Genomic DNA, 12,974 nt, shown 5'->3' with positions numbered 1-12,974 from the left:
CTTCCATGTAATACTACGCACTTTTTCGCAGTTGTTTGCTTTCTTCCATGTATCTTCTGATTTTTCCATCAAATAAATATAATCTTGTGCCATGAATCAAAAAGGCCGCAATTGCAGTTGGAATCCCCCATACTGCTATATGAAGAGGTTCAAGTGAGATGCCGTTTTGTTGGAAGAAGCCATGCATCAATAGGACGGCACCAAAAGCAATAAAAATGTCTTCTCCAAAAAATAAACCAATATTATCTGTAGCTGCTGATTGAGCCTTAATCTTGTCGCTTAGCTCTTTAGGCAATTGACCGTGTTTGTTCTCGGCTGCTCCTTCTGCCATCGGTGCTACCAACGGACGAACCATCTGAGCATGTCCACCTAAGCTGGTTAGTCCTAGCATGGCAGTGACTTCTCGTACAAATAGATACAAAATCAGCAATCGACCCGTAGTAGCCGCTTTTACTTTGCGAATTAATCGCTGTGACTGTTCCTTTAGCCCGTATCGTTCTAAAAGACCAATAATTGGTAACGTTAAAATAAACAACGATAAATAGCGGTTCTTTTCAAAGGCTTCTCCAAATGTAATTAAGATTTGTTCAAACGATAAATTCCCTGCAAGTCCCGTAGCAATCCCTGCCACTGTAACAACGAGTAGTGGATTAAAGCGTAAAGCAAATCCGACAATAACAATTAAAATTCCGACCAGTGATAACATGTACACCCTCCCTTTATCTCATGGAATCTACCTGTCTATCTCTATTTGGTAAAAGATTGTTGTTTACTCTTGTACGTAGCCTTATGCTTGATGTCCTACCGTTTCAACTCTGATCTGCTCGTTTTCCAATTGTGATCGGATGTGTCTGGCAAAGGATAGCGCATGAGCTCCATCACCGTGAATGCAGACGGTATCCGCTTGAATCCTAACATCTGTTCCTTGCTGTGAGGTAACTCTCCCTTCTTTAACCATTCGAATTACTTGGCTGACCGCTGCATCCGTGTCAGTTAAAACGGCATTGGGCTGTCGGCGGGAGGTAAGTGATCCATCGCTTTGATAGGTGCGATCAGCAAATACCTCATGGGCACTGCGCAATCCAAGCTTTTCGGCTGCCTTAAGCAATCGGCTTCCTGATAGCCCGTACAAAATTAATTCTGAATCCAAGCTATATACGGCTTCTGCAATCGCTTCGGCCAAGCTCTCACTTTGTGCCGCCATATTGTACAAGGCTCCATGGGGCTTCACATGATGCAGAACACCCCCCTGCGCTTTCACAAAGGCATATAGGGCTCCTATCTGGTATAGCACCATATCATGTGCCTCACGTGGTGAAATGTCCATCGTACGGCGGCCAAAGCCGATTAAATCGGGCAGCCCTGGATGTGCCCCAATCGCAACTCCTTTTTCCAGAGCCATGTGAACGGTTTTGCGCATGGTAGATGGATCTCCTGCATGATAACCGCAGGCGATATTTGCCGAGCTGATAAATGCAAGAATCTCTTCATCGTTTCCCATCTGGTACGCACCAAAGCTCTCTCCCAAATCACAATTCAAATCTACGCGATACATTGCTTCCCCTCCCTTTGACTTGTACATTGTGATACCTGGAAATGCCAGCATTACTAGTTCCGAAATTCGGAATAATCGTTCCATTTTTTATATTTTTACTCATTATAGATTTAGTTTAATAGATTGACAAGAAGCAATTTACAGAAAAAAACTACCTAACAAATCGCTAGGTAGTTTTGTTATTCTGCTTCTATCAGCTTTATCAAATGTCTAGTGAAAGCTATGCCAGTTGGGTCCATCGATGTCGCGGATACTCTCTTTGCCCACCAAGTGCACGCGAGATTCGTTCGGCTGTCTCCATTGTTTCTTTAATTAGCAAAGGTAGTTTATCAGGCTGAAAGCGCACCTCAGGACCTGCAACACTAAGACCAGCTATTAGTTTACCCCGATGATCAAAAATAGGAGCCGCCACGGAGACCGTTTCGTTCTCTAATTCCGAGTAACTGATCGTATAAAAATTTTGACGAGACTCTTCCAGCTTTTTCAATAGCTCCCTGCCGTTCGTAATGGTTCCTTTAGCAATACGCTCAAATCGAACGTTTTCCAGATATTCTTCAACCTCTGCATCAGAAAGAAACGCTAAAATAATCCGTGAACAGGCCCCCGCATACAAAGGAGAGCGCCTCCCTACTTTCGTATACAATCGCACCGGATGCTTGGTATCTAGCTTCTCGACATAAATAGCATCCAGTCCATCCTTCATAATAAGATGAACAGCTTCCCCCATTTCCTCTCTTAGCTGATTCATCCAGGGAAGAGCTATTTGGCGAATATCTAACCGATCGGACACTAGTTGACCATATTGTAGAAAGGTTAACCCAAGCGCATACCGCCCCTCCTCGTCCTTTCGAAGGAATCCCATCTCTTCAAGGGACCCGGCCATACGATGAACAGAGGTTTTTGGCTTATCGGTTAATTCTACTAATTGAGCTAACGTTAAATGTGGATGAGTAAGAAATAGAGAAAGTAAATCTAATGCTTTCACCACTGTCTTATTTTTATGCTGCACCTTCTCCTCATCCTTCCTATGATTATACATAACTCACGAAAATTTATATTATTATGACATATCTTATTACAGGGAGAAGGACTATGCCAAGCAATTCGTAATCAGAAGGCAAAATAAAGTACCCCAGCTTTGCTTATTTCAATCAAGCATAATGATCTTTTTTTACAACCTATTCGTTACAAAAAACCAGAAAAGAGTTTCACATCTATACTACTTTATGTACAAAAAGAAAAAAGCCAGCATTGCCAGGCTTTTACTCCTACTGTGCAAATGCTAGCTTTCATCAGCTACTCATCTTAACCCCACATATTTATCGTATGCTTGAAACACAGCTCGACTAATATTTGATGCAGAGCGCCCTCCATAACCACCCTCTGGTACAACCACTGCTACTGCTAGCTTCGGTTTGTCCGCGGGTGCATAGGCGATAATGACACCATTATTGACCCTTGCGTGTTTGTGCCATTTCGTAATGGATTCTCCTTTTGAATTCGTCGAAATGACAGGAACATAAATATCCTGTTCAGATGTACCTGTCTTGGCTGCTACCTGATAGGGAAGGCCTCGAAATGCATTGACAGAGGTTCCGCCTGGTTGTGTTACCTGTATCATTCCATTCCGTAAAATATCCCAATGTACTTGCGGTTGCTCGATTTTATTTAGAACCTTAGGCTTGGGCCGAAACACAATGTTTCCTTTTTCATCTACGATTTTATCCACAAGCTGAGGCTGTAGCCGAACGCCTTTATTTGCTAAAGTCGCGGCGTATTGAGCTAGTTGAACTGTCGTGGCTCGTACCTGTTGACCAAAGGAGGCTTGTACCATTGCAGCCAGTGGCCCATAGTTTTGATTCATAACTAGATAATCCTCTTTGCCCTTATTCTCACTCGGTAGGTCCACTTCCGTCAACACGCCCAACCCAAACTGATGATAGTACTCCTGCAACAGCGAAACTGCTCTGTTACCCTCCTTTTTGGCAACACCTTCTCCAATGCGTGCCATATACGTATTCGAGGATTTAGCTATCGCCTTTACTGGATTGAGCACACCGTAATTATGACCGTTATCGTTTTTTATTCGATCGTTCCCTCGACCATAGTAGTACGTAACCGGATCGGTCCATTGATCGCTCGGCGTAATGATGCCCTCTTTTAACCCTAGCAATACTGTAATTGGCTTCATCACAGAGCCGGAGGGTACGATTGATTTGGGATGTTTATTATTTTCCTGTTCCGCTGAAGGGCCTGTTAATGGCCGAACATCGTAAGGAGCCTCACGAATCGTCCCATTGGTAACAGAGTATTTCATTTGCTCATACGTAGCCTGATCTGGACCATGCACCCACACATTAGGATCATATTCGGGATAGCTGACCATCGAAACTACCTTACCGGTATCCACTTCCATCGCTACTACATAAGCTGTTTTCGCTCCAGAAGCTAATGAAACACTTCCTCTTAGCTTGGGGAGGAAGTCTTTAATGAAATCTCTAATTTCTAACTGTACACGCTCATCAATGTTTAGATAGAGACTTTGACCACGTATGGGAGCCTCTTTCTTTAGCTCGCGTTGTACGGACTGATCGGCCGCCACCTCATATAAGCGATAGCCATTCTTTCCGCGCAGTTCCTTTTCATAGCTACGCTCGATTCCGTCTAATCCAACCAATTGATCAGAAAGATAATTCTCCTGCTCTGTTTTATAAAACGAGCTGTTCAAATTTTGGGCTACATGATAAGGACGAACGTAGCCAATGGTTTGTACAGCTATTTGTTTGGTGTCGTATTCTCTGATCGATTTTGTTACCACATCTACACCTGGCAAGTCTTCCCGATGCTCCTCTAAATAAGCAATTTCTTCGGGGATCAGGTCATACTTAATTTCTTTTTCCATATATTTCGGGGCATTTCGAACAATGTTTTTCCGCTGCCCATTCTCCAAGGTGAAGCCTACATCCAGCTTTTTCATAATTGCACTTTGTGTCATTCCTCGGAGAACTTTTTCAAGTTTCTTGGCTAATTCAATAATCTCCCGCTGCTTTATACCCTCTGGTTCATGAAAAACTGCTGTAAATGAAGCTCTGCTATGTACCAGCAGCTTGCCATTACGATCATAAATATCGCCGCGAACAGCCGGAATGGGGTCTTTTTTGAGGGAGCGAGAGCTTAACACTCTTTCAAACTCGCTTCCCTCTATAATCTGTAATTGAGCCAATCGCAGAATAATCGCGGAAAATAAAAAGAAGGTAATCAGAAAAATCCATTGCATACGCTGTAAGCGCTGTTCCTGATGCAGTTTTTGTTCTGCTTTATCCACAAAAGGCTCTCCTTATCTTTCTGCTGTCTTTTCACTAGGAATCTCTACTCATTTCCTGCGCAAAAATTCGTTTAACCTTGGGATCAAGATAATGACTGCCACCTCGACCTTTTACATTCTCTATCATCATCGTTAGTAATAGCTTTGGCTTATCTACATTAAACACAGCCATCCAGCCATACTCCAACCCATCCTCACCTTTTCTCGCCTTTAACTCCGCTGTTCCCGTTTTTCCTGCCACACGGATACCCGATGGTTTGGCAAACCGCCCTGTCCCTTGTGAATTTTCCATCACTTGAATTAGGTCAGCTTTAATCAATGCTGCTGTCTCCTTCGACATTACATTTTCCCTCCAAAAGGCTTGTGACTTCATCTCCTGCTGGGTTAAAGCGGGGTAGACTATATTTCCCTCATTTACAAATGCGCTATAGGTCAACGCCAGATGAAGAGGTGTCATTATTACTTCTCCTTGCCCATACCCAGAATCAGCTAGCTGAATTTCATTTCTGATATCCTGGTTAGCTATTTTTGATTTCCTTAACGGATAGGTAAGCGGCAAATTTTCACCTATACCAAACTTTTTTGCTCCTTCTAAGAAAACCTGCTGCCCCATCTGTAATGCCGCTTGCGCAAAATAAATATTATCGGAATACACGAGAGCTTTTTCTAAAGTAACAGGGCTATGTGGGTCTTTCACTCGCGTTACCTCGTATTTCCCCCATGAGGAATCCTTTTGCCAATGTAATCCCTTGACAGTCATGCCTTGCTCAGGCTGGATACTTCCTTGTTCAAGTCCAATCGCCGCCGTAATAGGCTTAAAGGTGGAACCCGGCGCAAATCCAATAGCAAACCGATTAAGTAGTGGTTTCGCTGGATCGTCATTTAGCTGGGTCCATTCCTTATTGGATAATCCTCTGATAAACGCGTTAGGATCATACGCTGGTGTACTTAGCATCGCCAGCACTTCTCCAGTAAGCGGATGAATAGCCGCCGCTGTCCCTGCATCATTCTTCATTTCCTCATAGATTGCAAACTGTAGATCAGCATCAATGGTTAGTGCGAGCTTCTGCCCATCCTGTGCTAGTTTTTTTGCTAGCACTTCCTTTTCCTGTCCCTGCTCATCCGCTATAATAATCCGCGCACCTGGCGTACCGTGTAATTGTTCCTCATAGACCTGCTCCACGCCCGCCTTCCCCACCAAATCCGTAGCACGATAACCTTTTGGCTCGTATAACTTCCATTGCTCTTCATTCATACTGCCGATATAACCGATTAAATGAGCAGTAGCCTGACGATAAGGATAATAACGCACCTGTTTCTTACGTAGCATCAAGCCCTCGATCTTTTCTAATTGATCTAAGCGATTGTCTTCCTTAGCTTGCGTTGCTAATGGAACAAATAACTCTGGCTTCACCCATTTTGCATTTCGTTTCGCCGCAATTTGTTCTACGGTCATATCTAATAGAGCGGCTGTTTTTTGTTTCTGATCGTCTGAATTCTTTTCCCATTTTTCAGGTATTAGCCCTACTTCATAAGCGACCCCTGTTGTGGCTAATAAGATTCCATTACGATCTACAATTTCCCCTCGCTGTGGCAGGATGGTTTGGACCCTCACCTTATCTTTCTCCTTCATGCTAGGAAAAATGAGGGATTCATTCCATTTGATATACCAATCTTTTTTTCCACTCTGATTTTCACGTACCATTGTTAGCTTATGTGTAAAAGTAAGAGGACCAGCGACTGTATTCATGCTAGCTTGGTAGGGCAGGTGAAGCTCCTCGTTTTTCGTGATGGATTCACGTCCCATTGAGGTATCCTTCACTTGTACATGACTGGCTTCCATCCCGTTATAAATGCTTTCATAGCGGCTTATAAATGCCGTCTTTGTCATTTTTTTCTTTGTATCCAAAGCTAGTTGCTCATACATTTGGGCAAAGTCCTGTTTACCCCAGTTGTCCAGATACTCCTCAAAACGTTTTTCTGCCCGATCCTTTACAACACGAGGATCATCTTCCATCAAATGGGCGTAAATAAAAATTCCTCCTACAGCAAGAAGAACTCCAACGATAGAAAAAAAGAGTATTCTCTTCATGATAAATCCACTCCTTCCTCCTAAAGATAGGTCATACGTCATCCAATAAACATATTGTTCCAGCATTAGATCGGTGATAAATCGCTCATATTTACATGAGACAGTCCTTCGTCCCATCAAAATGGCACATAATAAAAAAGCCAGAAGAACAACAACAGACCTCCCTCTCTTATCAGAACGGAATTCCTCTGTTTTGTCTTCTGGCTTTTTTGCCTTTTATAAGTCCAACATATAACCATACCGTGGTATGGTGATAATTTTATCACCGTACTCACCCAACCTTTTACGTAAACGGTAAACCAATGCATTAATCTCGGCCCGACCTACATCTGGCAATCCATCCACTGTAGATGACCGTTCTGGCCACACATGCACTTTCATCTCATCATAGCTCACAGCTTGATTTACACGCTCGTACATGAGCATCAACAGATCAATATCTTTTCCCGATAAATAAAGACGAACTCCATCCAGCAGAATTTCTCTTCTCTCCACATTGATGGTTAAACCCTTCACATCCGTACTCCCATTGCTTGCCACTGGCTCAGTCTGTTCCACCGCCTGATCCTTACTAGCACCCAATGGTCGAATAAACTCCCGTGTCACATCCAAGTCATTTTCCAATGTAAAGAAAATAAATTCTGCCTCTCCCTTTGCCAATGAAATACGATCTCCGTATTGTAAAACATGCGGGGCATTTTGGAGCGGTTGCCCATTTACCTCCGTGCCATGTTTGCTGTTTAAGTCATAAAGAACGTACTGATTTTTTTCTTGGCGGATGACAGCGTGTTGTCTTGATATAAATAAACTGGTAAAAGATAAATCAGGTTGATACGTCGCACCACGTCTACCAATTGTGCATTCGGTCTCTGTAATGAATTTTTTGACCGTCGTCTGGTTGGAATCTCCCTTTTTAATGAAGAGATATGCTTCTACTCCCAACATGATATCACTCCAAATAACAGTTAATCCTTCACTCTATTATAAACGATTCTTATACGTCAACAAGAGCTGCTTGGTTTGCAGCCCTTGTTCTTTCCCTTTTTCATCCTATTTGTTCTGAGATGGTGTTGGGAGCATGTTATATTTTTTGAGGATTTGTAATGTAATATTTTTAGCCTTTACTCCTGAGGAACTTCCTTCCCCATTCACATTGGTAACAAAGATATAAGGATGTCCCTCTATCTTAACAAACCCTACAAACCAACCAACTGCTGGTGTATTGCGTGTCCCTGTTTTTCCGTAAAGCGTGTACAAGTCCTCATCCTGCTGGATCATCATGCGTTTCACAGTCTTCATTACCTGCTTGTCAAACGGCAATTGTTCTTTATATAGCTTTTCTAAGAAATCTGCCTGCTCCAGAGGTGTGATCTTTAAGGTACTATTTAGCCAAAATTTATCAATTCCACCGCTGATATCCTGATTCCCATAGGCTGCTTTATGTAACCATTCCTTCATGCGTTCTGCACCAATATCGCGAGCTAGCTGTTGATAGTACCAGACTGTTGAATAGCGCATCCCCGAACCAAGCGTATGATCCTTGTTCCAGACATCAAGATCGCGCTTCACGCCATCCCAGCGCTTCACCGTATATTCATCGTCCACTGCTTTTACTTGAAGACCTATTAGAGCATTCATGATTTTAAAAGTAGACTCAGGTGCTTGCGGTTGTTTTGCTCTCTCTTCATTAAAAATAAAGGTCGAATTTTTCTCCACATCACGCAGGATAAACGTACCTTCGTCATTTGGAAAAAATTCCTTCACTTCCACCTTGGATAAATCAACGATCTCTTTTTTCTCAGATATACTTGCTGGTCTTTGTAGCTCAGATTCCTTTGCCATTACTGAGCATCCCGCCATAGCCACACTTAGAAGTAACACCGCGCCATATTTCAATAGTTTCATGATCGGCACCCCCACTATATTTTTCCTTCTATTTATAACGATGTAAAATGTTCTTTATCGCTTCCTGCCTATACCAATATATGCTAGTAAAGGCACTAATAACATGCTTGAACCGTTATAAACTCATGAGAGTCTGATGATAAAACGATGATACGGCGCTTAGCTTGACTGACACCTAACCAAATGATACTCTAAACGCGACTCTTGACCGGAATAACGATACGTAATGGAGGTGTATGTGTGACATGGGACTTCTTCAGGTAACAAACGTCAGCAAAATATACGGGGGGAAAATTCCCTATCGCGCTTTAACCGACGTGAACTTCCACATAGAAGAGGGAGAGTTTATTGCTATCATGGGGCCGTCAGGGAGCGGAAAAACGACCCTATTAAATCTTATTGCCACAATTGATATCCCCACTACTGGAGATATTCTATTAAATGGTGAAAATCCTCATAAGATCAAAAAATCAAAGCTAGCGGTGTTTCGCAGACGTAATCTAGGCTTTGTGTTTCAGGATTTTAATCTATTAGATACGTTAACAATGGGCGAAAATATCTTATTGCCGCTCGCGCTTGATTTTTACAAGGTTCCTGAAATGAAACAGAAATTAGATGAAATCGCTACTCAGCTAGAAATTAATCACATTTTACAAAAGCGTCCCTACGAGGTATCAGGTGGGCAAAACCAGCGTGCAGCCATCGCGAGAGCCATCATCCATTCGCCCTCCCTTTTATTAGCAGACGAGCCTACGGGTAATCTGGATTCTAAATCAACCCGCATCGTCATGGAAACCCTGCAAAACATTAATGCTACCAAAAAAACCACGATGATGATGGTGACACACGATCCTGTAGCTGCTAGTTACTGTGATCGCGTTTTATTTATCAAGGATGGGACGCTATATAATGAAATTCAACGCGGAGAAAGCCGTCAGGTGTTCTTCCAGCAAATCTTAGATGTTCTTGCGCTTTTAGGGGGAAGTACCTATGACCTTTCTACAATTCATCGCCACTAATGTACGTCGTAAATTCAGGTTTTATCTGGCGTATTTTTTAAGTGTTACGTTTGTCATTATGATTTATTTTACCTACGGCATGTTCATTTATCATCCAGGAACGACTACAGAAGGTCTACATTACTTGGTGGTGAATGGAATGACCGTAGCCGAAGCCATTATCTTCTGCTTTTCCTTTGCCTTTATCTGGTACTCCACGAATATTTTTCTTAAGATGCGGAAAAAAGAGTTTGCCGTTTTATCTATACTTGGTATTTCACGCTGGCAGATCAATTTCATGATATTTATGGAAAACCTGCTGTTAGTTACGTTATCGATGGTGGTTGGCATTGGATTTGGTCTGCTATTCTCCAAATCCTTCTTCATATTCGCTTCAGCCATTCTTGATATGGACGAAATACCATTTTATATACCAACTGAAGCTCTTTTACTTACGATCGTTTCCTTTTATACTGCCTTTTTGTTTATTTCTTTTTTCACTCTATTTACAACAAAGCACCGGAGTATCAAGGTTTTACTTGATGAATCACGCAAACCGAAAAAGGAGCCTAAGGGATCGGTTATTTTAGCTCTTTTCTCAATCCTTTGCATTGGATCAGCCTACTATATTACGTTTACCCTTAAAAACGATATCTTTGAGGTTATAAGGTGGATGTTTATAGTCATCCTCTTAACCTGTGTCGGTACTTACTTCTTCTACTCTCAGTTTGGAGCATTCCTGATTAATTGGGTAAAAAAAAGGCCCATTCTCTACTGGCGTGGAACCCGAATTATTTGGCTGTCCGATCTAGCATATCGTATTAAGGATAATGCCCAGATGTTTTTTATGGTAACCATTGTCTCCACTGTCGCCTTTACTTCGGCAGGAGCATTGATCAGTGTCCTAGGTATACTAGGTATGGTCAAGGATACGCTTCCACTGACAATCGAGTATAAGTACTATCACGATGAGAAGCTTGAGGGTAAAAAATCGACACAAATCATTGAGGATCATCTAGCCAATTACCATGTACACTATGAACGAGTCGAGGTCGAGGATTTATATTTTTCTAAGCCAGTAGCACGTGCAGATGTCATAAAGATATCAGCTTATAATCAATTAGCAGCACTGCTAGAGCGTGAAACGTATCAAATTAAGAAGGGGGAGGCTCTTTGGATTAGAGCAAGCTATTTACCCGAGGATGGCATTCCTGACCTTCTTGCGAAAGACGGCAAGCCTTTTCGCTTGGTACAAAAGATAGACAAGCCAGTCCTTTCTTATCAATGGAACACATTAGCTGTATCCGATGAAGACTTTGCCTATCTGAAGGAAAGAGCCTCTTCTAACTATACGGTTGTGGGCTATATGGTTCATGAGTGGAGAAAGGGAGGCTCTATCAATAAAGACGCGGTAGCCTTCTCAAAAGAAATCAACCAAAAGCTAGCCGAGGATCAACATCCTTTAGTTCGTGATGCCTACTATGCTGAAGCAAAGCGGGCCGTTGGCAGTGCGTTATTTATCGGTTTATTTGTAGCCGTCATCTTTTATGTTTGTGCAGGAAGCTTTTTATACTTCCGACTTTATATGGATCTTGATCGAGATAAACAATATTATCAAACGATCTCTAAGATTGGCTTATCCATAGAAGAATGGCAAAAAAGCATGACTGTCCAAATCGCTTTGCTCTTCTTTGTTCCATTCACACTGGCTATCGTGCACACGTCAGTAGCTTTAGTCGGTCTCCAAAAGGTGTATTCCAGCGGCACCTTCGTTTCGATTTTTAAAACATCAATTGTAAGCATTCTGATTTTCTTTGTACTTCAGCTTGTTTATTTCCTCATTGTTCGCTCTCACTTTTTACAAAAATTAAAAAGACATATTATGTAGAAATACAAAAAACAACCATTGCTTATCCTGCTAGGCAATGGTTGTTTTTGATTTTCCATAGAATTAAGCTGTTGCTTTGTCCTTACGTTTAAAACCGTACGTCAGCTTTCTCCAGATAAACTCTAACGGCCCCTGCTTGAACTTCAAGAAATACAGATTACTTATGATCAATTGAACACCAAGGATGATCATCGCCATGTAGAAGGACTGAACTAATGTATAGCCATTTGACCAACCAAATAGGGAAATGATCACAGACCCAATGATATTTTGTGTAAAATAAGAGGTTAACCCTAGTCGTCCGTAATTAGCAAATGGTTTTAACATCGTAGCCACTCGCTCATTGCGTAATAGAAGGAACAAACTACTCATGTATAACAAAGCCATTGGATAAGTATCCAGGCGGGAGAAAAATGGCTGGAGTATTTCTTGTAGTGGGTTATCTGTAAAATGGCACCACAGAATCCCTACAAAAGGAATGATACTCAGTACGAATGTAATAAGCTGTGTACGTTTCAGCAAGTGTACATGCTTATCTACTTCCGCTACAATCTTTTGTTTCCCTACATAAAGTCCCAGTAAAAACATCCCCAAAATGGCAAAAGTATCGCTCTTAAATGAGCTGATAAACCCTGGCACTGGACTACCAAGATAGGTTTGCACAGCCGCAATTCCACTAGCTAATACTGTTATAGCAAAGAGTCCCATTGCCCAGATCAGTATAGTTTTCGCTGATCTACGATAAAAAGGTATCAAGGCAAAGCCCAAAATAGCATAAAAGAACAGAATATCTCCAAACCAGGTAAGGATGTGTAAAATACCGAACAATAAGAGTGCTGCCAGACGACGAACAAAAAGAATAAACGGTTTATCTCCACGTGCCTCTGCACGACTCATAAAAATATAGAAGCCAAGTCCAAACAAGAACGAAAAAATACTGAAAAATTTCGTTGTGATAAATAAATCATATAGAAGGCGTAAGGTAGGATCAAAAGCATGCTGAGTTATGCTTTGCCCTTCCATATAAGTCATATAGGCTGGTGCATTCACCAGCAAAATCCCCATAAGTGCAATCCCACGCAAGATATCCATCGAAACAATACGCTCTTTTTTTGTGACCGATAATGCGGTCATAGACATCAATCCTTTTTTATCATAATAGTGTCGTTCGCTAGCGACTCGTTGTCATTATTGTAATGAATACTAGATTT

Annotated in this window: 10 protein-coding genes; 2 read left to right on the top strand and 8 right to left on the bottom strand. The window is 41.9% G+C overall.

Annotated features, from left to right (window positions below; genetic code table 11):
- Positions 1 to 13: 13 nt before the first annotated feature.
- The 7 genes from BRLA_RS01600 to blaOXA form a co-directional block, all read right to left on the bottom strand.
- Entirely contained in the window at positions 14 to 706 is a 693-nt protein-coding gene (locus BRLA_RS01600) for a DUF969 domain-containing protein (protein WP_003333644.1), read from the bottom strand.
- Positions 707 to 787: 81 nt separating this feature from the next.
- Positions 788 to 1,555, bottom strand: a complete 768-nt coding sequence (locus BRLA_RS01595) for a LamB/YcsF family protein (protein WP_003333645.1) — start codon at positions 1,553 to 1,555, stop codon at positions 788 to 790.
- A gap of 220 nt (positions 1,556 to 1,775) precedes the next feature.
- A complete protein-coding gene (locus tag BRLA_RS01590) occupies positions 1,776 to 2,564 on the bottom strand; it encodes an IclR family transcriptional regulator (RefSeq protein WP_003333646.1) in 789 nt (262 codons plus the stop codon).
- A gap of 291 nt (positions 2,565 to 2,855) precedes the next feature.
- On the bottom strand, positions 2,856 to 4,880 hold the full coding sequence (locus BRLA_RS01585) for a peptidoglycan D,D-transpeptidase FtsI family protein (protein WP_003333648.1): 2,025 nt from the start codon (positions 4,878 to 4,880) through the stop codon (positions 2,856 to 2,858).
- A gap of 34 nt (positions 4,881 to 4,914) precedes the next feature.
- The gene (locus tag BRLA_RS01580) at positions 4,915 to 6,972 is read right to left on the bottom strand and encodes a penicillin-binding transpeptidase domain-containing protein (RefSeq protein WP_003333649.1); all 2,058 of its coding nucleotides are present in this window, start codon (positions 6,970 to 6,972) and stop codon (positions 4,915 to 4,917) included.
- Between the two features lie 216 nt (positions 6,973 to 7,188).
- Complete coding sequence (locus BRLA_RS01575; RefSeq protein WP_003333650.1) at positions 7,189 to 7,917, bottom strand: FHA domain-containing protein; 729 nt, start codon at positions 7,915 to 7,917, stop codon at positions 7,189 to 7,191.
- A 105-nt stretch (positions 7,918 to 8,022) separates the two neighbouring features.
- Positions 8,023 to 8,877, bottom strand: coding sequence for a class D beta-lactamase (gene blaOXA / locus BRLA_RS01570; RefSeq protein ID WP_003333652.1), 855 nt, complete (start codon positions 8,875 to 8,877; stop codon positions 8,023 to 8,025).
- A 245-nt stretch (positions 8,878 to 9,122) separates the two neighbouring features.
- On the opposite strand from blaOXA, the gene BRLA_RS01565 reads away from it, so the two are divergent.
- Both BRLA_RS01565 and BRLA_RS01560 read left to right on the top strand, forming a co-directional pair.
- On the top strand, positions 9,123 to 9,896 hold the full coding sequence (locus tag BRLA_RS01565) for an ABC transporter ATP-binding protein (RefSeq protein WP_003333653.1): 774 nt from the start codon (positions 9,123 to 9,125) through the stop codon (positions 9,894 to 9,896).
- Positions 9,868 to 11,763 carry an ABC transporter permease gene (locus tag BRLA_RS01560; protein WP_003333654.1) on the top strand — a complete coding sequence of 632 codons (1,896 nt, stop codon included), beginning with the start codon at positions 9,868 to 9,870 and terminating at the stop codon, positions 11,761 to 11,763. The genes BRLA_RS01565 and BRLA_RS01560 overlap by 29 nt, the downstream gene beginning before the upstream one ends.
- 63 nt (positions 11,764 to 11,826) lie before the next feature.
- On the opposite strand, the gene BRLA_RS01555 is transcribed toward BRLA_RS01560, so the two are convergent.
- The gene (locus BRLA_RS01555) at positions 11,827 to 12,897 is read right to left on the bottom strand and encodes a DUF418 domain-containing protein (protein ID WP_003333655.1); all 1,071 of its coding nucleotides are present in this window, start codon (positions 12,895 to 12,897) and stop codon (positions 11,827 to 11,829) included.
- Between the last annotated feature and the right edge of the window lie 77 nt (positions 12,898 to 12,974).

Source organism: Brevibacillus laterosporus LMG 15441, from assembly GCF_000219535.2.
GTDB lineage: Bacteria > Bacillota > Bacilli > Brevibacillales > Brevibacillaceae > Brevibacillus_B > Brevibacillus_B halotolerans.
The sequence above is the reverse complement of the archived record's forward strand: the minus strand, read 5'-3'. Positions and strand labels throughout refer to the sequence as shown.